We start from the raw sequence: 23,486 nt of genomic DNA on the forward strand, positions 1-23,486 counted from the left end.
TCAGGCACGAAGGGGCATCTCCACGCGGCCGGGAAACCGCTCGCGCAGGACCGGCAGCACCTGCTCGCCGAAAATGGGGATGTCCCGGTGGTAATCGGGGAAGATCAACATCAGTCCGTCCGTCTCCGAGACCTCGATCAGCTCCGTGATCCGCTCCGCCACCGTTCGCGGCGTGCCGAGCACATGGGCCGACATGAAGCCGGACCGGCTCTTCTCGACGAAGGCATTCTCCTTGCCGATCTCCTCGTCAAGGAAGCCGTAAGCCCGCATCATGCCCCACAGCGCGCCTTCGTCCAGCCCGTCGCGGAAATGCTGCGCGGTGGCCCCGGCCTCTTCGTCGGTCGTCCCGAACACCACGGTCAGCATCGAATACGTGCGGATGGTGCGGCCGTATTCGGCGGCGATATCCTTGGCCCGGCGGCTGTCGGCGCCAAGCTGGACGGCATCGCCGCCGGACAGGAAGATCGCGTCCATCTCCTGCGACGTCAGGCGCATACCCTTCTCGGAAGAGCCGGCGCAGACCAGGAAGGGCTGCGGGTCCGGCTTGGGCCAGGATTCGCAATCATCCAGCGTGAAATAATCGCCGTGCATGGTGACCGAATCCTGCGTCCACAATGCCTTGATCGCGCTGATCCATTCCTGGGCGAGGTCGTAGCGCTGGTCGTGGTCGACGCCTTCCGGCCACGCGCCCATCTGCGCGAACTCCCCCCGGTAGGAACCGGTGACGAGGTTGAGCCCGGCGCGCCCGCCGCTGACCTGCTGCAGCGTCGCCAGCATCTTGGCGGCGACCCCGGGGTTCTGCAGCAGGGTGTGGATCGTCGTCCACACCTTCACCCTGCTCGTCACTTCGGCCAGCGCGGCCATCAGCACGATCGGGTCCAGCGAGCTGTTCCAGTGCCGCGTCTCACCGCCATAGCCGCGAAACTTGGACATCGACATGATGAAATCGAAGCCCGCCGCCTCCGCCAGCACCGCGCATCGGCGGTTATAGGCATAGGAACCGTCCAGCACCGGCTTGTTGCGCGAAAGGATCCAGCCGCCGTTGGCGATCGGCAGGAATATCCCCAGATCCTTGCCGCCCTTGTCCGACGGCAGACCGAAAGGCGTGGGCTCAAACGTCGTCATTCCAGGCTCCCCTGACTGGCCTTTCAGCTTAGGACCGCGCCGGCCATGGTCTTGTTCTCCAGCGCATGTTCTGTTGCTCGCTTCGCCGGACCGGCCCCGGAGGGAGGTGCAGCGCCGCGCCGGAAAGCATGCCGCGCGCCGTGCGCCCGGCGCCAAGAATTGCGGCCGCCAGCACGAAGAACGAATCCCCGCGCGCACCCTACCATGCCGGCGAAACAGGAGGTATCGGCATGACGACATGGCTTATCACGGGAATTGGCGGAGGCTTCGGACGGGCCCTGGCCGGCGCGGCGCTGGCGCGCGGCGACACCGTGGTGGGCACCACGCGGCGCCCGGACGATCCCGCCTTCGAGGCGCTGGCGCCCGGCCGCGCCCATGTCATCAGCCTGGACCTGGGCGACGAGGCCGCCGTCGAAGCCGCCGTCGCCAGCGCGGAAACCCTGACCGGCGGGCTCGACCGGCTCGTCAACAACGCGGGCTACGGCCTTGCCGGCGCGATCGAGGAAGCCGCGCTGGACGAGATCCGCGACCTGTTCGACGTCAATCTCTTCGGGGCGATCCGCATGATCCAGGCCGTGCTTCCCGCCATGCGCGCGCGGCGGGCAGGCCATGTCGTCAACATTACCTCCGTCAGCGGCTTCGCGCCCTGGGCCGGCACCGCCATCTATGGCGCGAGCAAGTATGCGCTGGAATGCATCGGCCAGACCCTGGCGCAGGAAGTGGCGCCCTTCGGCATCAAGGTGACGAACGTCGCCCCCGGCGGTTTCCGCACCGGCTTCGCCGCGACCGGGCTCAGGATCGCCCGGCGGAGCATCGCCGACTATGACGGCGTTGCCCATCACGCCGGCCGCAGCCTGACCGAGAACGCCGGCCGGGAACCGGGCGATCCCGCGCGCGCGGCGGCCGCCATCCTCACCGCGCTCGACGCGCCCGAGCCGCCGCTCCACCTGCTGCTGGGCGAGGATGCGCTGCACTACGCGCGCGACCAGTTCGCTTTCGTGGAATCGCAAATCCGGGCGTGGGAGGCCCTGTCGCTGTCGACCGCCGCCGAGCCGGCCTGATACCGGACCGGCCTGATGCCGGGCCGATCAGCCCAGCAGGCGCGGGATCGCGATCGAGCGGATGTCGAAGCGTCCGTCCGCGTGTTCGGCCTTGCCGCCGCGCGGCGCGGCGCGGTGCTGCACCACGCCGTTCTTGCCGAAGCCGGGCACCACCGGACGACCCGCGTCCCGGCTGAGCCAGAGGCGCAGCAGGTGGCGGCGGCGCTGCGGTTCCGGATAGTCATGGAACGTCGTGCGGGCGTGCAGCGCCGCATAGTTGGACAGCCACTGAATGTCGCCGGGGCGGAAATCCATTGCGATGGCCACGCCCGGCTCATAAGTGATCTCGTCGAAGAGGTTCAGCACTTCGACCTGCCCGGCGCTGAGCCGGGGCACTTCGGGATAGTCCTGCGCGGTGAGGATATAGAGAGACCCGGCATACATGGAGAAGACCCCGTCCACCAGGCTGACGATCGGCGACGTGTAGGTATTGGCGGGCGCCTCGTGATCCTGCCGCCGCCAGTCCCAGTGGAACGGCTGGAGCAGCAGCGGCGCTAGATCGGGCCGGCGCCGCAATATCTCATTGTAGATCGCCGCGCCCGACACGAGGCAGGACGTGCCCCCTTCCATCGCCGGCCGCAGGCACATCAGCGCCACGATGTCGGAACTGTCGGAATGATAGACCAGCTTGTCGCGGACCTTGGACGAAAGCGCGCTGGGATCGTCCATCGTCTTGTCCGACGTGGCGTAGACATGGTCGATCAGGTCGCCCATCTCGTTCTGGCGGATGGGATCGCCCATGTGGAGCCCAAGGATATAGTAGATGGCGGCCGACAGGACGTCCGAATAGAGATGCGTGCGCAGGCCCCGCACCAGCACGAAGCCCCGGCCATAATCGACATCCCGCCCCCATTCCGCGACCGCATCGGCGCAGGCCGAAAGCGGATAGTCCCCCGCCCGCACGGTCCTGAGATCGGGATCATCCCCGACGAACCGGGTGCCGAGCGCCTCCAGCTCCGCCACTTGTCCTTCGGAGAGATGGTAGATCCATTCGCCCGAGCGGACGAGTTGGTCGCCGGTCCAGGCCGCTGCGGTCGTGACGGGGGGCAGCGCGTGGGTCGCGGCGGGCGCGAGAGTGGACATGAAAAGACCTTCCGCTGGGATCGACGGCGGCAGGTTACGCCATGCCGGTGCCCGGCACTTGACGGTCGGTGCCGAAAGACTTTCCGCCCCGCGAACGACGGAGCCCGAGATCCGATCCCAACACCTTTCTTCGTCATCCAGGCGAGGAGGGCCCGTTTCGGTTCGAAGCGTGCGGCGGCAGCGGCATGCCGTTGGCCGCTGGCCGGCCTGGTGGAACCGGCACGGGGGCTCGTGCACTGTACTTGGAGGAGGGCCGGAAAGGACCCGATCATCGGAGAACAGCCATGCCAAGAGGCGACAAGGATCGTTACACCGACAAGCAGAAGCGCAAGGCCGAGCACATCGAGGAAGGCTACGAGAAGCGCGGCGTCAGCCACGAGGAAGCGGAACGGCGCGCCTGGGCCACCGTGAACCGGGAATCGGGCGGCGGCAACAAGTCCGGCTCCGGCCGGGGAACGCCGGACACCCATGTATCCTCCTCGCGCGGCGGCAGGGCGCACAAGTCCGGCTCGCCGGAACAGCGTTCGGCCGCCGCTCGCAAGGGCTGGGAAACCCGCCGCAAGCACGAAATCGCCTGAGCGCGCCCCGGAAATACCGGGTTGCGGTGATCGCAGCCCGCGAGGCCCTGTCTCCCTTCAGGGGGGGTGGGAGTGGGAATACGCGGCGCGCCGATGCCCTCTCCCGGCTGCGGCCAAGCGGCGGGCCGCCATGGCTGTGCGCATTTGTTGCAGCGGTTTCGCCAAGCCTGAGAAATTTTGAAATCCGCCGGAAATCCGATGCCCCTAGCCCACCATGACGGGAGCATTGGAATGGAGACGGCAATGTATCAACCGACGGGCGATCCACGCGCCGATCCGGCTTCCGCCGCGATGACGGACGATCGCATGGGATTCGCCCCTGCTCACCGCTTCGACCCGATCGCCGCATCACATGTTCACCCCTGCCGGCATAAGTCCGGCTTGAACAACGCCGCGACCGGGCCGATCGTTCACGTCGGCTACCACAAGACCGGGACGACCTGGTTTCAGGAAAGCTTCTATCCGGCCGTGCGCAACCGGACCTACCGTTCGCGCCTGGCCGCCCGCGCGGCGCTTCTCGACGTCGGCGCGCTGCACTTCGATCCGGCGGCCGCGCGCGCCGCGCTCGGGGACGATCTCGAGCGCATGGTGCTCTGCGAGGAAAATCTGAGCGGCGGGCTGCACAATGGCGGGCTCGCGGGCAACCTTTCGAAGGACGTGGCCTGTCGAATCCGCGCGGCCCTGCCCGGCGCCCAGATCGTGATCTTCGTGCGCGATCCCTGCTCCGCTATCGCCTCGGCTTACCTGCAATACCTAAAGGGCGGCGGCACTTATTCCGTGCGGCGCTATCTCTTCGGGCGAAAACGCCTGTCTCCGGCCGCGCCCGAACGCGATGAAGCGCCCGGCTTTCGCCTTGAACACTTCGACTATGCCCGCCTTATCGCCCATTATGACGCGCTGTTCGGCGAGGAGCGCGTCCACGTCTTTCGCTATGAGGACTTCCGGGCCGACCGACGCGGCTTCGTGGCCGCCTATGCGGCGCGTTTCGGCCTGGAGGTCGACCTGGACAGGCTCGATTGGTCGGTCCGCAACCCTTCGCCCAGCCGCCTGCTGGTTGCGCTGCTGCGCGCGGCAAACATGTTCACGCGCCGCGCGGTGGCCGACAAGTCCTGGCTGATGCACGTGCCAGGCTGGTACAAGCTGAGCCGCCAATTGCTGCGCCGGGCCAATGCCTGCGGGCGGTTCGGCAGGCCGCTGGGCACGCACGACATTCTCGACGAAGCGACTCATGCGCGTCTTGCGGAATACTATCGGCCCTGCTCGCGGGCCCTCGATGCGCGCATCGCGCGCCAGGCCGCCACCGCATCGGCGGTGCCCCAACCCTTGCGGCGAAGCTCGGGACCGCGCTCTTTCGCCCTCTTGCCCCTTGCGCGCGAATCGCTAGAGAGGGGACTGTGACGCGGCTCATGCCGCAGTGCAGTATGACAGGGATAGATCGATGGCGACCTTCACGCTTCCGGCCAACAGCAAGATCAAGAAGCAGGGCAAAGTCCACAAGGCGGAAGGCGCCAAGCGGGTCAAGAAGTTCACCGTCTACCGCTATGATCCCGACTCGGGCGAAAACCCCCGCTACGACACCTTCGAGATCGACCTCGACAATTGCGGCCCGATGGTGCTCGACGCGCTCATCAAGATGAAGAGCGAGGCCGACCCGACGCTGACGTTCCGCCGTTCCTGCCGCGAAGGCATCTGCGGCTCGTGCGCGATGAACATGAACGGCGCGAACGGCCTCGCCTGCACCACCGCGATCGAGGATCTCAAGGGCGACATCCGCATCACCCCGCTGCCCAGCATGGACGTGATAAAGGACCTCGTGCCCGATTTCACGCATTTCTACGCCCAGTACGCCTCGATCCGCCCCTGGCTGCAAACGGTCTCCACCACGCCCTCGGGCAAGGAGCGCCTGCAATCGCCCGAACAGCGCGAGAAGCTTGACGGCCTCTACGAATGCATCCTGTGCGCCTGCTGCTCGACCTCGTGCCCCAGCTACTGGTGGAATTCGGACAAGTTCCTCGGCCCGGCGATTCTGCTCCAGGCCTACCGCTGGCTGGCCGACAGCCGCGACGAGATGACCGGCGAGCGGCTCGACGAGCTGGAGGATCCCTTCCGCCTCTATCGCTGCCACACCATCATGAACTGCGCCAACGTCTGCCCCAAGGGCCTGTCGCCGGCGCGCGCGATCGCCGAAATCAAAAAGATGCAGGCGGAACGCCAGGTCTGAGCCGGATATCGGGTGAGGCGAACCGGTGAACTCGTCCGCGAGCGGGGCACTGGCCATCCCTCCCGGGACCGCCTAGCCGCGCCGCGATGACTGCGATGCTCGAACGATACGAAGCGCTGGTCGCGACGGGCGAGTTGCGGCCCGATCCCGAACAGGCGGCGGCGGCCGAGCGCCTGAGCCAGCTTCAGCGCGAACTCTACAAGGCTTCCTCGTCCACCGGGCTGATCGGCAAGCTGCTGGGCAAGAAGCCGGTGCCGCCGCGCGGCATCTACATGTGGGGCGGCGTCGGGCGCGGCAAGTCGATGCTGATGGACCTGTTCGTCCAGACGCTCGACATGGCCGAAAAGCGCCGCATCCATTTCCACGCCTTCATGCTGGAAGTCCACGCCCTGCTGCGGGAAGAGCGCAAGAAGGAAACCGGGGATCCGATCCCGCCGGTCGCCGCCGCCCTCGCCCGCAACGTGCGGTGCCTCGCGTTCGACGAGATGGTCGTCAACAACTCGGCCGACGCGATGATAATGAGCCGGCTGTTCACGCACCTGATCGTCAACGAAGGCGTGACGATCGTCACCACCTCGAACCGCGCCCCTTCCCAGCTCTATAAGGACGGGCTCAACCGCGAGCATTTCCTGCCGTTCATCGCGCTGATCGAACGGGAACTGGACGTGCTCACGCTCAACGGGCCGACCGACTACCGCCTGCAGCGCCTGGGCGGCATGGCCACGTGGCACCTGCCGCTTGGCGAACACGCCACCGAGCAGGCGCGCGAAGCCTTTTATCGCCTGACGGACTATCCGCCGGAGGACAGCGAACACGTGCCATCCGCCGAACTGGACGTGGGCGGCGGGCGCATGCTCCATGTTCCCAAGAGCCTCAAGGGCGTGGGCGCTTTCAGCTTCAAACGGCTATGCGGAGAAGCGCGCGGCGCCGCCGACTACCTGGCGATCGCACGGGCCTACCACTCGGTGATCCTGGTCGGGATACCGAAGATGGGGCCGGACAAGCGCAACGAAGCCGCGCGTTTCGTGACGCTGATCGATGCGCTGTATGAGAACAAGGTCAAACTGATCGTCGCCGCCGAGGCTGCTCCGGAAGACCTCTACCAGGCCGGAACCGGACGCTTCGAATTCGAGCGCACCGTCAGCCGCCTCAACGAAATGCAGAGCGCCGACTACCTCGCAAAGGGCCACGGCGAAGGCTGATCCCGAATTCTTTTGATCGGTACCCCCTCGTTTCGCCGCCCCGCGATGCCGAAGGGAGAAAATGACCCCCTCCGCCAAGGAACCCGGCACGATTCGTTAACGAATCCCGAATCGGGTGCGTCTTTCCGCCGTTGCGCCGCCGAACCGCGCGACCAGTATTCGATGCGATCGCGCTGCCTCGATCCGCGATAGCAAAGCAAAAAAATAGCGCCTGTTCCGAACAAGGAACGGCGCGACAACAAAATCCATACCATATGACAATAAAGAAGCGCTTTTCAAAAGACAGGAGTTCTTCTGAAAAGCGCTTCAATTTTTCGCGGTCTACTGCGCCGTAGCGCAGTACTTACCTTGAAGTCAATCAGCTCAAACGCTGCTGCCCCAGTGACCGCCCCAGAAGTCCTTACGCATTGTCATTCCCCATGTGAACCGCCACGATTTTTCGCGGCTGTCAACATGGATAACAATAGGTTAACGCTTCTTCAAGGAATTTTTAACCAGCTTTAAGAACCTTCGGGTGAGCAATGTGCTCGATCAGATCCCGGAATGGGACAGGGCGGCTCAGGTAATACCCCTGGATCACGTCGCACCGCAGGCGCTTGAGCATCTCCAGCACGGTCGCGGTCTCGACCCCTTCGGCGACCACCGTTCGATCGAGCGAATGCGCCATTTCGATGATCGACTGGACCAGCAGGAGATCCTCCTTGTTGCTTTCCATCGCCGATATGAACACCTTGTCGATCTTCACTTCGCTGGCGGGCAGATAGCGCAAGTAGTCGATCGTCGCGTTCCCGGTGCCGAAATCGTCGATCGAAAGGCGCAGCCCCGACTTCACCAGCCGCTGCAGCATCTGGAACGTGCGCGAGCTGCGATCGAGACGGTCGGTTTCCGTGATTTCCAGCACCAGCCGGTCAGGCGGCAATCCATGATCGGCCAGGATATCCCCGATCATGCCGGGAAGCCCCGGATTGCGAAGCAGTTGGGCGGAAATGTTGACCGATACCGTCAGGTCGTATCCCAACCGCGCGAGTTCCACGGCGGCGCCCACGGCTTCGTTGACGACGAACCGGGTTATGCGCTCGATCCGGTGGAATTCCTCGGCGATGCGGATGAACTTCTCGGGGCTGATCGGTCCGCGTTCCGGATGAGTCCAGCGCACCAGAGCCTCGGCGCCGCAGATCCGGTTCGATCGGAGGTCGAGCTTGGGCTGGTAGGCCACCCAGACTTCCCCATTGTCGATCGCGCGATCGAGCGAGGTCAGCAGCGAGATTTCCCACTGTGCTTCATGCTTGCGGCCGTCGTGCTGGTAGACGAGTTCGTCATTGCGGAGCGCCTCTTCTGCCGATTGCATGGCGCTGGCGACACGGCTCGACAGCGGCCGGTCGAACTCGGAATCGACGCCGCAATTGAACGACATGTCGATATCGAGACCGCCGACCTGGATGCCGTTCTGGACGATGCGATGCAGGCCTTCGAGGTTTTCGAAAAGGTCGAACGTGCTGCGGATATTCGAAAGCCAGACGAACATCCCGCCTTCATGATAGACGATCACGCCTTCATCGCTGATGCGGATGCGCCGGACGATTTCATTGGCCAGCTGTGCTTCCACATGCTCGGCAAAGCTGCCGATGATCGCCCCGTAATTGCGGATCTTCAACCCGACCAGAATCTGCGGCGAAAGATCATCGATATTTCGCAAGGCCTGCACGCTGGGCAGGCCGGAACCCGCGTTGATTTCGCCCGCCTCCTCGACGCGGTCGAGATTGCGCATCCGCACGACCGCGACCAACGCGACCGCCAACGCTGGTATAACCTCTACGTTTATCCGAACGAAGTCGAACAAAAATGGCGTAGCGGCCAGAGCAAATGCGAGTCCAGCCAGACGGTAAACGTCCAACGCCCGTCCGCGGCCAAGGCCTGAAATTATCACTGCTAGAACTAGGAAAAATGGAGGAAGCCAGCCAAGTTCCCTGGGCAACCCATGCTTGATAGTTTCTGCACCGATGGCATGAAAATAGCCGCCAGGCGCGTCGATTCTCTGACCGGGAATGGAGTGGATATCGTTGAACAGTACGGCTGCCGGGATGATTAAGACAGTCTTGCCGCGCACCAAGGCCGGATCCATCTGTCCGCGCATGACATCAATGTAACTCAGTTTCGGAAACGATCCGACGCCGATTGAAAAGTCGGGCGAATATGCCTGACTTGGGTCGCCATCGACCTCAGCCATCTTGGCGGATAGCGATGGAATTCTCCCGATTGGACTATCAGATACCAAAGGAAGTCGCACATTCAGATTGAATGGGCGATAGTAGATAAGAGATGAAACAACGCCAGAGTAATCACGGAATTTTTTTAGCGGTAATTTACCGGCATAATTACCAGACCTTCCATCGGGAGCGGATGAAGCTACTAAAAATACTTTTCCCGGAGCGGATTTTAACTCACTTATGAACTTCTCATCGTCTTCCTGCTTCCCGGCAGCCATGAAGCCCCGATCAAAGAACACGCGATCAGCCCCAGCAGCAAACAGGCGTGCTAGTACGTCCGCATCGTTCCCGCGATTGACGTCGATCGCTCCCAGTTCATCAAGGGTCCGATTGTCCTGCTCGACGACGACGATCTTCCCATCGGATCGCTCATCTCGCACGGCCCAGCGCACGCCGCTGAGCACATCCTCGGCCGGCTGGGCAATGCCGGTCACACCAACGAGCATGCCCGTCAGCGCCGCCCAGAACACGATGCGGACGCGCGGATTCTTCCAGAATTTGCGTAGCCGAGACCAGAGCTCAGCCATGGCGGCACACGCTTTCCGGGCATTCAAGCCATGTCATCCGCCATGTCATCCGGACGTGCGCCATCGCGGCGGAAAACACCCGTTTCTGGTATCGATAATGGCAGCGACACTCGTTCATGCACGTCCCGTACTGACGCTTAGGTTCACTGGGTTACGGCAAAGATACTAAGAATCGGTGTAGTTAACACGACGCGTCTGTCGCAGCGCAGGATGCTCGGCGCCGGTAACCACGACCGTGGCCCGCATTCAGCCGATTCCGAGCTTGGTAAACGACTTCTCCAACATGAGAAGCTGCCACAGGATCCGGGAATTATCCGCGATTCCCGATAGATGATCGTCGACCAGCGCGGCCAAGCGGCGGCTGTCGAACCAGCCGGTCTGCGCCAGCGTGGTGCTGACGGCGATGTTTCGCGCGGTCTGCGCCAGGGGGCCGCGGAACCATTGCGCGATCGGCGTCACGAATCCCTGCTTGGGCCGGTAGAGAATATCGTCCGGCAGGAAGCGACGCATGGTGCGTTTCATCAGCCACTTGCCCTGCCCGCCGCGCACCCGCATCGATTCCGGCAGGCTCGCGGCGAATTCGATCAACCGGTGGTCAAGCAGCGGTTCGCGCGCTTCCAGGCTTACCGCCATGCTGGTGCGATCGACCTTGGTCAGGATATCGCCGGGCAGCCAGACCTTGAGGTCGGCATATTGCGCCCGGTCCAGCCCGGATCGCGCCGGTGCCGAGCGCATCAGCGCGAGCACCGGGTCTTCCGCGCGATAGCTGCCGCGAAGCCGCTTGAATGCATCGGAATAGAGGCCTTCGCGCAGTTCGGGCGGCGCGAAGGCCAGGGCGCGCGCATATCCCTGGGCGCTGTCCCCCGCCAGCGACAGCAGCGTGGTCTTGGCCCGCAGCGGCCGGGGCGCCCAGTCCGCCTTGGGGTAGATCGCGCCGAGCGCGCCGAACAGCGGCGCGCGCAGCCCTTGCGGCAGGAGCGCGCGCACCCGGTCCTCGCCATGCTGGAACAAGTGGCGGCGATAGCCGGCAAGCGCCTCGTCCGCGCCGTCGCCGGACAAGGCGACGGTCACCGATTCCCGCGCGAGCTGGCACACCCGCCAGGTCGGCAAGGCGGAAGCATCGGCAAAGGGCTCGTCGAACATGCCCGCCAGGAGGTCGATCGCCTCGAAATCATCGGGAGAGACCAGGCGCGACGCGTGATCGGTCTGATAACGCTGGGCGACATGGGTGGCATAGGCGCTTTCATCCAGCGCGGCGACGTCGAAACCGATCGAACAGGTCCTGACCGGCCGGGCGCTGGCCTCGGCCATGAGCGCCACCACGCTCGAACTGTCGACGCCGCCCGAAAGAAAGGCGCCGAGCGGCACATCGGCCACCATCCGCGAGGAGACCGCCTGGCGCATCAGATGCAGCAGTTCGGCCTCGAGATCGATGGCCTTGCCCTTGCGGCGCTCGGCGAAGGAGACGTCCCACCACTGATGCGGGCTCGGCAGCGGCGCGCCGTGGCGAAGCAGCAGCGAATGCCCGGCCGGCAGTTTCGTCACGCCTTTCAGGATCGCCCGGCCGTCAGGGACATAACCCCAGGCAAGATAGTCCTCGATCGCCAGGGGATCGACTTCGCGGCGCAGCAGGGGATGCGCCAGCAGCGCCTTCAGCTCGGAACCGAAGGCCAGGCCGCCGTCACTGAGGGGAGCGAGGAAGAGCGGTTTCACCCCCAGCCGGTCGCGCGCCAGGAACAGCGTGCGGGCTTCCAGATCATAGAGCGCGAAGGCGAACATCCCGTGCAGGCGCGTAACGCAGTCCGGGCCCCAGCGCTGCCAGGCCGCGATGATGACTTCGCTGTCACCATCGGTGTGAAAGATCGCGCCGGTCTGCTTCAGTTCCTGCCGCAGTTCGCGGTAGTTGTAGATTTCTCCGTTGAACACCAGCATCGCCCGCCCGTCGCTCGAAGCCATCGGTTGCGGCGAGCCGGCAAGGTCGATGATCGACAGGCGGCGGTGCCCCAGCGCCACGCCGGGCGCGGTCCATATGCCCTGCCCGTCGGGCCCGCGATGCGCCAGCGCGTCGCACATCGCCTCGACCCTGGCGGGATCGACCGGCTTGGGCGTTTCAAGATGAAAGATACCGGCTATGCCGCACATGCGAAGGCGATCCTACCTGACCTGGGTCACGCGGTCCATCCACGAGTCCAACGGTCCCGTGGAAGCCTGAAAACGCTGGATGGCCTGCCGGGCGGAACCCTTCGGCGAATCCTCCGCGGAAAGGATCAGCATGGCCGTGGGGCGTGCCTGGAACAGCAGGTGATTGGCGATGACCGCCAGCTTCAGCCGGGCATTGCTGCCGGTCAGCAGGTCTCCGGTGCGATACCAGGTCACCGCCAGTCGCTCGACAGTGCCGTTGCCGAGCAGGCGTTCGCTCCGGCCGGCGCCGAACGGGGCGCCGGTCGATTGCCACGACCACGGGCTCTCCGGCATGAGCGCGCCCTGGCCGAAGCCGCCAGCCTCGCGCCCCTCGTCCTGCCGCGAATAGAGCGCGACGAAGACATCGACCTGGTGCCCCGAACGGTCCCGATAACGGCCGAGCAGGCGATGCTCGGCGCCCTGGGCGCGCGGCTCCCACCAGATGGCCGGCGAATAGTCGGCCCGGGTCCAGCCCGGCACGGCCGGCAGTTCGATATGGCGGGGCATCGGGGCGGCCAGGGTATCGGCAGCGAGGGCCCAGCCCCTGGCCGCGGCGAGCACGATCGCGAGCGCCGCCAGCGCCTTGCCGGGCCGGACCGACAGCGCCTCAAGGCGGGCCAGCCCGGCGGAAGTCCGAATCTGCGCCGCGTCGATCATCGGCGCGTTCGGCGGTCGGTCGAAAAACCGCCATGCCCCCAGGATCACCAGGGCCAGCACGATCGCGAAGAATATCCAGCCGTAGACGATATGATCGAAGCCGGCCGCCGCTTCGACCCCGAAGAACTGGGCGGCATAGATCGTTCCCCAGGCCCGGACGCCGTTGGCGAGGATCGGAACCACCAGGCAGGCCGCGAGCATGGCCGCGCGGCGGCGCCAGCTCAGGAAGCAGACGTTGGCCGCGAGCACGCCGAACGCGATCATCGCGATCAGGAACTTCACCCCCGAACAGGCCTCCGCCACTTCGAACAGGCCGGCCGGGGTGTTGATAAACACACCGTCGATGACCGCGGAAATGCCGCTCAGGTGCGTAAGGCCGATGGTGATCCCGGCAGTGATCGTCTGGAGCGGCTTGACCAGTTCCTCGCCGACAGGGACGAGAAAGGCGAGATAGGCCAGCGGGAACAACAGCCCCGCGCTGACCCGCACGCCCAGCAGCAGCGGCACGGTCGCTCCGAGCATGGCGACGGCACCCGCCTGCCGCGCAAGGTCGAGCCCGGAGATCGCCCCGAGCAGCCACAGGAAGGCGGCCCCCGCGAACAGCACGAGGCCCGGCCACCACGTCTTCGGCTCGAGCGTGGCCAACTGCGGCCAACGCTGCCACACCAGCCAGGCCAGGATCGGCGGGATCAGGATGATATGGTTGTAGGTGGAGATGTCCCACCATTGCAGCGCCATCGCCGCCCAGTCGGACGCAAAGCCCGAAAGCAGCACTGCCCAGACCAGTCCGAGCCGCACCAGCGCCGCGCGCCAACTGGGGGGAAACCTGGCCATCAGGGCCCGCACTTCAAGCGGCATCGCTGAAGCTCACGCCGTCGAGGCCGAGATAGCCCGGGAGCCGTGCCAGCGCGGCATCCCAGCTGGCGCTGGAGACGATCCATTCCCGCGCCGCCGCGCCCATCGCGCGCGCGCGCGCCGGATCGTTCGCCGCCGCGACGACCGCCTCCGCCAGCCGTGCGTCATCGCCGGCGACCAGGAAATCGCGGCCATCCCGCGCGTCGATCCCGGTCGCCGCTTCGGGCGAGAGCACGACCGGCAGGCGCATCGCCATGGCTTCCAGCACCTTGTTCTGCACGCCGCGCGCGATCTCCAGCGGAACGAGCGCGATGTCGGCGGCTGAAAGCCACGGGCGGATGTCCTCCACCCTGCCCCAGACCTCGATGCCGTCGCGCCCGCCGCGCGCCTTCAGCGCCGCCGGTGGATTTCGGCCGACGATGTGCAGGCTCGCCTGCGGACAGGCGGCGCGCACGCCAGGCATGATGCGGTCGATCGCGCGCAGCGCCGCCTCGATGTTGGGCGGGTAGTCCATCTGCCCCGTGAAGATCAGGCGCGGCGCGCTCATTGCCAGCATGCGCGGTTCGGGTTCGACATGCGACGGATCGAAATGATCGCTGTCCATGCCGTTCCCCATCGCGCGGACGCGCATCGCGGCGCCGTCCCGATCGGGCAGGCGTGAACGCAGCAGGTCCGCCTCGGCTTGGCTGACCAGCAGGGTCACGTCGCAGGCCCGCGCGATCCGCGCCTCCTCGGCCCGCAGCAAACCGCTCTCGCGCCGTTCCATCCAGGCCCGCACGCCTCGGCTCTTGGCCGCGTAGGCTTCGAACTTGGCGGAATCGACATCGACCAGATCGGCGACGACCTTGCCGCGAAAGCCCGCCGGCACGTATTGCACCATTTGCCCGGAGAACACGTAGATGACCTCGACCGCGCGGCGCGAAAGGACATCGCGGACATACCGTTCAAGCCGGCCGTCGCGAAAGGCGGCAAGGCTGACGGGCTGTCCCGTCGCCAGCGCCTCGATTCCGGCCACCGGCAAGGGCTTGCGCCGATGCACCAGGCGATAGCTCGCGGCGAGGCGCGCGAGATCGGCCTCGAAGCGATGGTCCTGCTGATCGTCCGTGAAGGTCGCGACATGGACCGGCGCAAGCCGCGCGAGCGCCTTGAGCACGTGATGCGAGCGGATCTTGTCGCCGCGATCCGGTGGAAACGGAATGCGGTGCGAAAGGAACAGGATTTCGCCCATCAGCCTATGCCGCGCGCAATCAGCGGCCCCAGGCGATTGGCGATCGACAGCGGCAGGCGCTGCCACACCGCGATCTGCAACGAGAGCTTGCCGCTCGTCGGATCGGCCTCGCGCCGGGCCGAGCCGGGACGGGTCCAGGTCGCGTAAGTCAGCGGCTCGGGCTCGAAACCCCAGTTGCGCTTGAAATGATAGGCGCCGCTGCCGGTCTTCGAGCGGCCGAAATCGAACTGCGTGCAGCCGCGCCGGCGGGCATGGAGCATGAGTTCGTAATACATGCGGTCGTTGGCGCGCAGCCGCCGGGCGTCCCAGGTGCCACCGCCCCAGTAAGGCATGACCGCACCGCCATGATAGACGCTGATGACGCTGGCCAGCGCCCTGCCCTCGTGGCGGACGGTGAGGATGTCCGCATCATCGCCGAAGGCATCGACGACGCTGTCGAGCAGCGCGCGCGGGAAGACCGGGGTGCCGAGATTGCGATAGCTCTCGCGGAAGACCTCGTAATGGGCCCTGCGGTCGCGCTCGGCGGTGCCGATTTCCACCGTCAGGTCGATGGCGAGCGACTTGCGCACTTCGGCCCTCTGCTTGCGCGGAATGTCGAGCAGCTGCGCTTCGTCGTCCGCTGCCAGCGGCCTTGCGAAATTGCAGTGCGATTCGGTCTTGAGCGCCCAGCCTTGCCCGCTTTCGGGCATGACGCCGCCCCGAAGCTCTATCGACGGGCAGGACAGGCGCCGCGCCAGTTCCTCCACCGCGGCGAACATGGCGCCCGGCTCGGCGCCGGGAGACGTCAGCAGCCCGCCGCCGACCGCGAAGCCGGTGGAGGCGAGCAGCCGGCCGAAGATCGGCGAATGGATCGCGTCAAGCGGCAGGAAGCCGACGATCTCGCCGTGCCGCTGCTGCACCAGCGCGTGCGCCTGGTTCCCGGTCGCGCGGGCGACGGGGACGAACCAGGCCGGGCGGTGATACGGCGTACCCTGCGGATGGCGTGCGACGAAGCCTTCCAGGCGCTCGATCTCGCCGGGGTCGGCAAGATCGACCAGGCGCACGTCGCCGCGTTCCAGAGCGAAAGGCGCGTTCATGCCGCCAGCGCCGCGCCGCGGGCGGCTTCGCGCACGGCCAGCTCGTCCATGCGCCCCCAGCGGAATTCGCCGATCAGCTGGCGCAGCTTGCCCGCCATGACGCCCAGGTTGGTATAATGGCGCAGGCGCGATCGCATCGGCGCATCGGCGACGCGCGGCTGTTCCGGATCGATTTCCCAGGGGTGGAAATAGAACACCGCCGGACGGCGATCCCGCTGGTTGACCTGCCGGATCGCCCAGCGCGAGAAGCCGTAGGGCAGGACGCGGAAGAACCCGCCGCCGCCCGCCCCGAACCGCCGCCCGGCGAACATCGCGGTGGTCACCGGGATTTCGATCAGATCGCTGCCGGGCAGCGGCCGGAAGGCGAAGCGCGGCGCCTCGCGCCAGCCGTAGTGGTCGTGCGCGATCGGGGCGACGCTCGAACTGTAGGCATAGCCCTGTTCCGCCAGAACCTCGAAAGCCCAGGGCGTGCGCGCGTCGATCGAAAAACTCGGCGCGCGATAGCCGGTGACGGCAGCGCCGGCGGCATCCTCGATCGCTGCGCGGGCGCGCGCGAGGTCGTCCGCGAATCCCTTGGCGCCCAACCTGAAGACGCGCTCGTGATCCCAGCCGTGGCTGGCGATCTCGTGGCCTTCGGCCACGATCCGCCGCATCAGCGCGGGGTGGCGCTCGGCAACCCAGCCCAGGGTAAAGAAAGTGCCTTTCACGCCCGCATCGGCGAAGAGCCGAAGAATCGCATCGCAGTTACGCTCGATGCGATCGGCCAGCGTGCTCCAGCTATCGCGATCGATCACCTGTTCGAAGGCGCCGACCTGGAACCAGTCCTCGACATCGACCGAAAGCCCGTTGATCGGCTCGCCGGAATGCATGGGGGAATGCATGGGGGAATGCATGGGGCGAAACTCCCGGCGATGGTGCGTCAGGCGGCCTGGCGCTCACCGTCGCCGCTTTCGATCCATTCGATCAGCATCGTCAGCGTATGGCGAAGCGTGCGCTCCTGCTCGCCGAGGCGCGCTTCGAGCTTCGCCGCGTGTTCGTTGGCCTCGGCCAGCCGTGCCTCCAGCGCCGCGACGCGTTCGTCTTCGCCCTTGGCCTTCTCGCCCTCGGCGGCCTCGCGCGCTTCGGCGGCGGCGGCCAGTTCGATCACGGCCTGCTGCAACTCGCCGATCTGCGCGTCGCGGTCGGCCAGCCCGGCCTCGATCAGCGCCACCGCAGCGGCGGCGTCGAACGCGTCGACCGGCCGCGCGGCGGGCGCTTGGGCATGAAGCGCAAGCTCGGGCTCCTCCTCGGGCGCGGCAGGTTCCCCGGCCGGAGCGCCCGCAGCGGCAACCACGGCAGGCTCGATCGCCTGCGGCCTCGAACTCACCAGGGTCAGCGAGCCGTCGTCATTCAGCTCGTCCAGCACCTGGCGCATCATCGCACTGTCGATGCGGTCGCGCTGGTCCACCGCACCCAACAGCAGCAGGCGGTTGACGATCTGGTTGACCCGGCGCGGGATGCCGCCGGTGGCCTGGTAGATTTCGGCGAACACACGCTGATCGAAGCTGGGATTGCCGTTCCAGCCGACACAGGCCATGCGATGCTCGATATAGGCCTGGACTTCCTTGGGCTGCATCGCCGCCAGGTGATGCGTGGCGATCACCCGCTGGCGAAGCTGTTCCAGCTGATCGCTTTCCAGCAGCGTCTCGCGGAACTCGGGCTGGCCGAGCAGCAATGTCTGCAGCAGCGGGTGCGAGCCGAGCTGGAAGTTCGAAAGCATGCGCAGTTCCTCGAGCGCACCGATCGAGAGGTTCTGCGCTTCATCGACGATTAGCAGGCAGCGGCGGCCGGCGCGCGCTTCCTCGTGCAGGAAGGCCTCGATCGCGCCCAGCGCGGAGGCCTTGTCATGGCCCGCCACGTGCAGCCCGAAAGCCCGCGCGACGACATGGACGATCTCCTCGCCGTCGAGCGCGCTGGTCACGACGTTCGCGGCGCTCATGCGCGCCGGATCGATCGTCGCCATGAGATGGGCGACCAGCGTCGACTTGCCGGCGCCGACTTCGCCGGTGATGACCACGAAGCCCTCGCCCTGGGCAAGGCCATAGCCAAGGTAGGACAGCGCCTTGCGGTGCGTCAGGCTCTCGAAATAGAACGCCGGGTCGGGCGTAAGCTGGAACGGCCTGCCGCTCAGTCCATAGAAGTCGTCGAACATCGTTGGTCCTCCCATGGGACTCAGAAGTTGTAGCGCAGGCCGGCCAGCGCCGAGGCGGTCCAGATATCGTCGATCGCCGGATCGTCGCGCGTGACGCCGTCGACCCCGACCGCCAGGCTCGCCCGCAGGCGCCGGGTCAGCAAACGGTAGTAGCTGGCCGTGGCGCCATAGCCGGTCACGTCGCCGAACAGCGGATCACTGGTGGAAAGCCAGTTGGCATAGACATTGGTCGACCATCCTGCACTGCGGCCAAGCTGGCCGCTCAGGTAGCCCGCCAGCCACAGGTTCTCGTCGACCACCCCGTTGGCGGCGGCGAGCACGGTGCCCGGCGCCGCGATGAACTTGCGGCGATCGTAGCCAAGGCCCAGCCCCGCGTTGAGGCGCCCGATCTCCATCGAATAGCTCGCCGCGACGCCGCGCGCGCGGAAAGTGGACGAGCGCAGCGAACCCAGCGCACCCGAGAAGCAGTTGTTGCCCTCCAGCGAGGAGACGCAGCCGCTCAATTCCCCGGTCACCGGATCGCGCACCGCCTCGAAGTCGTCCGGCAATTCGTCGATCAGGCGGTTGAGCTGGCCGCCGAAACCGGACACGTTGTCGTAGACGGCGAGGCTAAGCTGGCTGCGGTCGTTCGGCGCGTAGGACAGGGTTCCGCCGTAGCTGGTCGAACCATAGCGGCGGCCGACATGGGCCGAAAGCGACGTGCGCCGGCTGGGGCGCCACATCACCGCGACATCCCAGGTCAGCCCGCTGACATCGTAGGCCAGGACGCGCGGCGCGCTCTTGTCGGTAAGGTAGCGCCCGTCCGATCCGATCACCGGATTGCCCTCTTCATCGCGCACCGCGTCGCGGCTGGAAACCTCGACGTCCTCGTAGCCGATCGCGCCGACCACCTGGACGGTGCGGCCAAGCGGGACAGTAACCATCCCGCGCGCCTGCATGTCGCGCACGCGCTGGTCGAGATTGGAGATGTCCTCCTGGTAGAAACTGCCGCCCGCGCCCACGCCGACCGGCAGCACGGTGCCCGGGGCAAGGCCCGCCTCGACATCGGCGACCTGGGTCACGCTCTTGTCGAAGACGTCCACCGCCGCGCCGCCCGGCGTCGCGACGAAGGCATCGGATTGGTCGACCTTGGTGAAGCCGGCGCGGTAGTTGGCCGAAACTTTCACGTCGCCGGCGCGGGTCGCCACCGAGGGGCCGCCGTAGACGGAGTAGATGTTGGTCTTGCTCTTGTCCGAAACCCGCCCGCCGGTGAGCGCGGAACCGCCGCTGTTCACGGTGGCCTGGGTCGCCAGGCCGCCGGCCTCGACGGTGACGCCGGGCACCACCGTGGCGTATCCACGGGCGACGCCGCTGATCGCATCGCCATCGGCCGTCTTCTTGCCCCAGCCGAACTGCCGTTCGTAGCGCACCGAAGCCGAAGCGCCGTTGTGGCGCCCGCTGATCGCCGCATCGACGCCCACGGCCAGCTGCGTATAGGTCAGCACGTCGTTTCCGGGGGAAAGCTCGGCATCCACGACCTGGGCGACTTCGATGTAGGGGCTTATTTGAACGCGCTTGCCGCCCTTGCCGCCGCGCTTGCCCGATTTGCCGGCCTTGCTCGACGGATCGGGATCGGACGCCTCGGCCGGGGCTTGCTGATTCCCGTTGAAGCCATCCCCATTGAAGCCGTCATAACCAAGCGTCTGGGCATGCGCGCTTGCCGGCATCGCCGCGACGGCAAGCGCCGCCAGGGACGCGAGACCCGCGAAAGTCCCGCCAGCCGATCTGATCGATAACTGAGGCATACGGGTCATCCCCTGTATCCGTAGTAGGTGCCAAAACTGCGTCCGCTTGGACTGAACTGCGCGCCGTTGAGCAGCAGCTGAACGTTCGGACAGGCGCTGAGGAGCTGGATCGCATCCTCCAGCGCGCCCTGCCCGGTGCGGTCGGCCCGCACGATCACCACCACCTGGCCAACATACTTGGCGAGCTCCGCCGCCGGCGATGCGGCGAGCGCCGGCGGGGAATCGAAGATCACCATGCGATGCGGCGCGCGCGCGGTCAGGCAATCGAGCACGCGCGCGGTGCGCGAGCTGGACAGGTATTCGCTGTCGTGATTGGTGGTATCGCCGGCAGGCAGCACCCAGAGGCCCGGAATGTCGGTGCCCAGCACGTAATCCATGACATCGACGCTTTCGTCCATCAGCGCATCCATCAGGCCCGGCCCACCCGGCAGACCGAGCGCCGAAAGGATCGAAGGCTTGGCGAAATCGGCATCGACGAGCAGGACTTCGCTTTCCTTCTCCGCCGCGATCGAGAGCGCGAGGTTGAGCGCGCAGTAAGTCTTGCCCTCGCCCGGATGCGGCGAGCTGACAAGCACGCGCTGGGCCATCGCGCCCGCCTTCTGGCGGCGCAGATCGGCCGACTGCACCAGCAGCTGGCGCTTGACGATGCGAAACTCCTCAAGCAGCGCCGTGACCGTGCCTTCGGGAACGATCAGCCCCTGTTCGCGCAGGCGTTCGCGGTCGATCGGGTGGGGCTCGCCATGGAATTCGTGCGCCGGCTCGGCGGCGGCGTCGACCGCTTCCGGAACCTCGGCCATGGGTTCCGGCACACCGGCCGAAGGCACGGGTTGGGGAGCCATCCTCGGCTCGGGCAGCGGGTCGGCCGCGTTCACCGGCGCAGGTGCCGCCGCGACCAGGACCCTGGCTCGAACCTGCGCCTCGGGCGGAAGCGGGATCGGCTTGCCGATGAAGCTGTTCAGGTCGAACCGGCCGGCAACGCGCTCTATCAGCGACTCGCCGCGGCTGTCCGGCGCGTCGGGGCCCAAGGGCATGGGGATCTTGCTCTGGTCGGTCATATCCGGTCCCCTCACGCCACCATGCCACGCTGGATGAATTCGACGGCGAGAAGCACGACGAAGAGCCCGCCCAGCGCCGCGCCCGCACCGTAGAAGTACTTGAGCCGCTTGCGGCGCAGCGCCCGCGCGGCATCGGTCAGGTTCTGCGAGATCGCGCCCAGCACCGGCAGTCCGGTCGCCCGTTCCAGCCCGGCGGTCGTCGAGAACACCGAGCGCAACCGGCTCAGCGCGAACGCGCCCGCGCAGCCGCCGCCGAGGCCGGCAATCAGCACGCCGAGCAAAAGCACCGGACGGTTTGGCGCGACCGGCGAGCGCGGGGTCGTCGGCGGATCGACCACCTCGAACTTCACCGCTTCGCGCTCGGTCTTTACTTCGCCGCGCAAACGCAGTTCCTCGCGGTCCTGCAAGAGCTTGTCGTATTGCTCGCGCAGCACGTCGTAATCGCGGTTGATGCGCTGCGCCTCGGCCGCCAGCCCGGGGTCCTGGATCGCCGAGACGGTGAGCGAAGCGACGTCGGACTGCAGCCCGGCGCGGCGCGACTGCAGTGCCTGGACATTGGCCTGGCGCTCCGCCCGGATCGATTGCAGCGAGCTGTAGGCGGGATTGACGATGCCGCCGCTGCCGCTGGCCGCTTCCTGCGCCGCCGGCCCCTTCAGCGCGGCAACCTGGTTGCGCGCGGCGATCACGTCCGGATGGCTATCGGTCAGGCCGCGCGCGCGCATCGCGGCAAGGTCCGCCTCGGCCCTGGCAAGCGACGCCTGCGCACCGCCGCCCGCACCGCCCGCGATCGAGCGCGGGGTGCCGGCGAGTTGGCCGTCGATCGCGGCCAGCGCACTCTGCGCCGCCGCCAGGTCGGCATCGACATCGCGCATCGCCGCGCGTGAATTCTCAAGGCGCTGGACCACCGCCGTGCCGCCCTGTGCCATCTCGGGATGCTGCGCCTCGAAGGCCATGCGCTTCTGCTCGGCCGATTCCAGCTCCTTCTCGCGCTGCCTGAGCTGCTGGTTCACGAATTCCAGCGTCTCGACCATGTCGCCGCGGTTGCCGGAAAGGTTCTCCTCGCGGAAGATATCGATCAGTTTCTGCGCCACGTCCTGTGCCAGCTTGGCATTCTCGGCATCGGAGAAGGAAGAATTGCTGGCGGTCGCGGTGATCTCGAACAGGTTGTCCTGCTGGCTGACCACCTTCACGTTGTCACCCAGCTCCAGCACCGCGGCTTCCATCTGCTTGGGCGATTGGATGGTGTCGCCAAGGCGCGTGGCGCGAACGACCTTCTCCAGGTTGACCGCGCTCGTCAGAGTCTGGCGGATGCGCTCTATGTCGCGCTTCTTGTCGGCCATGCCGATGCCGACCTGTTCAGCCAGCGCATCGTCGAGCTGGATGAATATCCGCGCCCGCGATTCGTAGCTGTTCGGGATCAGCGCCACCACGAACCAGCCGATCAGGCAGATCGCCCAGGCGATCACCAGCGCAATCCAGCGCCGGGTCCAGACGCTGTGGATCGCGGAGAGCAGTTCTTCGTAGAGGTTGTTCATCGCTCGCGCCCGGCCCTCAGAACATGCTCTCGGGGATGATGATGACATCGCCCGGGCTCAACATCACGTTGGCCTTGCTGTCGCCCTTCTTGAGCAGATCACCGAGACGCAGCTTGAATTCCTTCTGCTTGCCGCTCGCCTTGTCGAAGCGGACCAGCCGGGCGTTGTTGCCCGCCGCGTATTCGGACAGGCCACCGACGGCGATCATCGCGTCGAGCACGGTCATGTTGGCGCGATAAGGGATCGACGCCGGCTTCTCGGTAGCGCCGACGATGCGAATCTGCTGGCTGAACGTTCCCGAGAAGCCGTCCACGATGACGGAGACGAGCGGATCCTCGATATATTGCGAAAGCTGCAGGCGGATGTCCTCGGCCAGCATCGAGGGGGTCTTGCCCACCGCCGGCATGTCGGTAATCAGCGGCGTGGTGATGCGCCCGTCGGGCCGGACCTGCACTTTCGCCCCCAGTTCCGGGTTGCGCCAGACGAAGACGGTGAGCTGATCGAGCGGACCGATCACGTATTCCTCGCCCGGCCCTTCCTGCATCGCGACGAACGAGGCGGGCGGCAATTCCGGCCCGGAAGCCGGCCCCGCGCAACCCGTCAAGGCGACGCTGGCAAGCGTTGAACCAGCCAGAAGTCGGGCATAGCGGTGATGCGGCATGGACACTTCCCTGTCAGCGCCGATCCCCTCGAACGCACCGGCAAAGACCCGGACGCGAAGGGAGACCTGGCAAAATCCAGCCTCCGTAATGCGAAAAAAGGGTGAATATTGCGTTAGCTTTGGTTGTCGATTTGCAACCAGGTCCCAATTCGGGACGTCC

The 23,486-nt window shown here is 66.3% G+C and carries 18 protein-coding genes; 5 read left to right on the forward strand and 13 right to left on the reverse strand.

The window, feature by feature from the left end; all coding sequences use genetic code 11:
• Entirely contained in the window at positions 1 to 1,125 is a 1,125-nt protein-coding gene (locus BM052_RS13915) for an LLM class flavin-dependent oxidoreductase (protein WP_091147843.1), read from the reverse strand.
• A gap of 230 nt (positions 1,126 to 1,355) precedes the next feature.
• On the opposite strand from BM052_RS13915, the gene BM052_RS13920 reads away from it, so the two are divergent.
• Positions 1,356 to 2,186, forward strand: coding sequence for an oxidoreductase (locus BM052_RS13920; protein WP_091147844.1), 831 nt, complete (start codon positions 1,356 to 1,358; stop codon positions 2,184 to 2,186).
• Positions 2,187 to 2,213: 27 nt separating this feature from the next.
• On the opposite strand, the gene BM052_RS13925 is transcribed toward BM052_RS13920, so the two are convergent.
• The gene (locus BM052_RS13925; protein WP_091147846.1) at positions 2,214 to 3,308 is read right to left on the reverse strand and encodes a TauD/TfdA family dioxygenase; all 1,095 of its coding nucleotides are present in this window, start codon (positions 3,306 to 3,308) and stop codon (positions 2,214 to 2,216) included.
• A gap of 284 nt (positions 3,309 to 3,592) precedes the next feature.
• Between BM052_RS13925 and BM052_RS13930 the strand changes: the two genes are divergently transcribed.
• The 4 genes from BM052_RS13930 (at position 3,593) to zapE (ending at position 7,309) form a co-directional block, all read left to right on the forward strand.
• Positions 3,593 to 3,886 (forward strand): plasmid stabilization protein, encoded by a 294-nt coding sequence (locus BM052_RS13930; RefSeq protein WP_091147847.1) that lies wholly within the window; start codon positions 3,593 to 3,595, stop codon positions 3,884 to 3,886.
• Between the two features lie 243 nt (positions 3,887 to 4,129).
• Positions 4,130 to 5,284 (forward strand): sulfotransferase, encoded by a 1,155-nt coding sequence (locus BM052_RS13935; protein WP_255406146.1) that lies wholly within the window; start codon positions 4,130 to 4,132, stop codon positions 5,282 to 5,284.
• A gap of 40 nt (positions 5,285 to 5,324) precedes the next feature.
• On the forward strand, positions 5,325 to 6,107 hold the full coding sequence (locus tag BM052_RS13940) for a succinate dehydrogenase iron-sulfur subunit (RefSeq protein WP_091147849.1): 783 nt from the start codon (positions 5,325 to 5,327) through the stop codon (positions 6,105 to 6,107).
• An 86-nt stretch (positions 6,108 to 6,193) separates the two neighbouring features.
• Complete coding sequence (gene zapE / locus BM052_RS13945) at positions 6,194 to 7,309, forward strand: cell division protein ZapE (protein ID WP_091147851.1); 1,116 nt, start codon at positions 6,194 to 6,196, stop codon at positions 7,307 to 7,309.
• 490 nt (positions 7,310 to 7,799) lie between these two features.
• Here the strand turns inward: zapE and BM052_RS13950 are convergent, their stop codons facing one another.
• The 11 genes from BM052_RS13950 to BM052_RS14000 form a co-directional block, all read right to left on the reverse strand.
• Positions 7,800 to 10,103: an EAL domain-containing protein gene (locus tag BM052_RS13950; RefSeq protein WP_091147853.1), complete on the reverse strand. Its 2,304-nt coding sequence runs from the start codon at positions 10,101 to 10,103 to the stop codon at positions 7,800 to 7,802.
• A 246-nt stretch (positions 10,104 to 10,349) separates the two neighbouring features.
• On the reverse strand, positions 10,350 to 12,245 hold the full coding sequence (locus BM052_RS13955) for an XrtA/PEP-CTERM system amidotransferase (RefSeq protein ID WP_091147855.1): 1,896 nt from the start codon (positions 12,243 to 12,245) through the stop codon (positions 10,350 to 10,352).
• A 12-nt stretch (positions 12,246 to 12,257) separates the two neighbouring features.
• Complete coding sequence (gene xrtA, locus BM052_RS13960) at positions 12,258 to 13,775, reverse strand: exosortase A (RefSeq protein ID WP_255406147.1); 1,518 nt, start codon at positions 13,773 to 13,775, stop codon at positions 12,258 to 12,260.
• 13 nt (positions 13,776 to 13,788) lie between these two features.
• Positions 13,789 to 15,024 (reverse strand): TIGR03087 family PEP-CTERM/XrtA system glycosyltransferase, encoded by a 1,236-nt coding sequence (locus BM052_RS13965; RefSeq protein WP_091147859.1) that lies wholly within the window; start codon positions 15,022 to 15,024, stop codon positions 13,789 to 13,791.
• Positions 15,024 to 16,100, reverse strand: a complete 1,077-nt coding sequence (locus tag BM052_RS13970; RefSeq protein ID WP_091147860.1) for a FemAB family XrtA/PEP-CTERM system-associated protein — start codon at positions 16,098 to 16,100, stop codon at positions 15,024 to 15,026. The genes BM052_RS13965 and BM052_RS13970 overlap by 1 nt, the downstream gene beginning before the upstream one ends.
• On the reverse strand, positions 16,097 to 16,981 hold the full coding sequence (locus BM052_RS13975) for an XrtA system polysaccharide deacetylase (RefSeq protein ID WP_255406148.1): 885 nt from the start codon (positions 16,979 to 16,981) through the stop codon (positions 16,097 to 16,099). Before BM052_RS13975 ends, BM052_RS13970 begins: the two co-directional genes overlap by 4 nt.
• 38 nt (positions 16,982 to 17,019) lie before the next feature.
• The gene (locus BM052_RS13980) at positions 17,020 to 18,291 is read right to left on the reverse strand and encodes an XrtA/PEP-CTERM system-associated ATPase (RefSeq protein WP_091147863.1); all 1,272 of its coding nucleotides are present in this window, start codon (positions 18,289 to 18,291) and stop codon (positions 17,020 to 17,022) included.
• A 20-nt stretch (positions 18,292 to 18,311) separates the two neighbouring features.
• Positions 18,312 to 20,084 (reverse strand): preprotein translocase subunit YajC, encoded by a 1,773-nt coding sequence (locus BM052_RS13985; protein ID WP_091147865.1) that lies wholly within the window; start codon positions 20,082 to 20,084, stop codon positions 18,312 to 18,314.
• A complete protein-coding gene (locus tag BM052_RS13990) occupies positions 20,081 to 21,130 on the reverse strand; it encodes a P-loop NTPase family protein (protein ID WP_091147866.1) in 1,050 nt (349 codons plus the stop codon). Before BM052_RS13990 ends, BM052_RS13985 begins: the two co-directional genes overlap by 4 nt.
• Before the next feature lie 11 nt (positions 21,131 to 21,141).
• Positions 21,142 to 22,665 carry an XrtA system polysaccharide chain length determinant gene (locus BM052_RS13995; RefSeq protein ID WP_091147868.1) on the reverse strand — a complete coding sequence of 508 codons (1,524 nt, stop codon included), beginning with the start codon at positions 22,663 to 22,665 and terminating at the stop codon, positions 21,142 to 21,144.
• 16 nt (positions 22,666 to 22,681) lie between these two features.
• Positions 22,682 to 23,326, reverse strand: coding sequence for an XrtA/PEP-CTERM system exopolysaccharide export protein (locus BM052_RS14000; protein ID WP_091147870.1), 645 nt, complete (start codon positions 23,324 to 23,326; stop codon positions 22,682 to 22,684).
• Between the last annotated feature and the right edge of the window lie 160 nt (positions 23,327 to 23,486).

It is taken from the genome of Novosphingobium sp. CF614 (genome assembly GCF_900113255.1).
In the GTDB taxonomy this organism is placed as follows: domain Bacteria; phylum Pseudomonadota; class Alphaproteobacteria; order Sphingomonadales; family Sphingomonadaceae; genus Novosphingobium.

What these genes read in the sequence shown, in the direction of transcription:
- BM052_RS13930 (WP_091147847.1), top strand. Translation starts at nt 3,593, where the DNA reads ATGCCAAGAGGCGACAAGGATCGTTACACCGACAAGCAGAAGCGCAAG.
- BM052_RS13925 (WP_091147846.1), bottom strand. Translation starts at nt 3,308, where the DNA reads ATGTCCACTCTCGCGCCCGCCGCGACCCACGCGCTGCCCCCCGTCACG.
- BM052_RS13975 (WP_255406148.1), bottom strand. Translation starts at nt 16,981, where the DNA reads ATGCATTCCCCCATGCATTCCGGCGAGCCGATCAACGGGCTTTCGGTC.
- BM052_RS13990 (WP_091147866.1), bottom strand. Translation starts at nt 21,130, where the DNA reads ATGACCGACCAGAGCAAGATCCCCATGCCCTTGGGCCCCGACGCGCCG.
- BM052_RS13955 (WP_091147855.1), bottom strand. Translation starts at nt 12,245, where the DNA reads ATGTGCGGCATAGCCGGTATCTTTCATCTTGAAACGCCCAAGCCGGTC.
- BM052_RS14000 (WP_091147870.1), bottom strand. Translation starts at nt 23,326, where the DNA reads ATGCCGCATCACCGCTATGCCCGACTTCTGGCTGGTTCAACGCTTGCC.
- BM052_RS13970 (WP_091147860.1), bottom strand. Translation starts at nt 16,100, where the DNA reads ATGAACGCGCCTTTCGCTCTGGAACGCGGCGACGTGCGCCTGGTCGAT.
- BM052_RS13940 (WP_091147849.1), top strand. Translation starts at nt 5,325, where the DNA reads ATGGCGACCTTCACGCTTCCGGCCAACAGCAAGATCAAGAAGCAGGGC.
- BM052_RS13950 (WP_091147853.1), bottom strand. Translation starts at nt 10,103, where the DNA reads ATGGCTGAGCTCTGGTCTCGGCTACGCAAATTCTGGAAGAATCCGCGC.
- BM052_RS13920 (WP_091147844.1), top strand. Translation starts at nt 1,356, where the DNA reads ATGACGACATGGCTTATCACGGGAATTGGCGGAGGCTTCGGACGGGCC.
- BM052_RS13935 (WP_255406146.1), top strand. Translation starts at nt 4,130, where the DNA reads ATGTATCAACCGACGGGCGATCCACGCGCCGATCCGGCTTCCGCCGCG.
- BM052_RS13915 (WP_091147843.1), bottom strand. Translation starts at nt 1,125, where the DNA reads ATGACGACGTTTGAGCCCACGCCTTTCGGTCTGCCGTCGGACAAGGGC.
- BM052_RS13985 (WP_091147865.1), bottom strand. Translation starts at nt 20,084, where the DNA reads ATGACCCGTATGCCTCAGTTATCGATCAGATCGGCTGGCGGGACTTTC.
- BM052_RS13965 (WP_091147859.1), bottom strand. Translation starts at nt 15,024, where the DNA reads ATGGGCGAAATCCTGTTCCTTTCGCACCGCATTCCGTTTCCACCGGAT.
- BM052_RS13995 (WP_091147868.1), bottom strand. Translation starts at nt 22,665, where the DNA reads ATGAACAACCTCTACGAAGAACTGCTCTCCGCGATCCACAGCGTCTGG.
- zapE (WP_091147851.1), top strand. Translation starts at nt 6,194, where the DNA reads ATGACTGCGATGCTCGAACGATACGAAGCGCTGGTCGCGACGGGCGAG.
- xrtA (WP_255406147.1), bottom strand. Translation starts at nt 13,775, where the DNA reads ATGGCCAGGTTTCCCCCCAGTTGGCGCGCGGCGCTGGTGCGGCTCGGA.
- BM052_RS13980 (WP_091147863.1), bottom strand. Translation starts at nt 18,291, where the DNA reads ATGTTCGACGACTTCTATGGACTGAGCGGCAGGCCGTTCCAGCTTACG.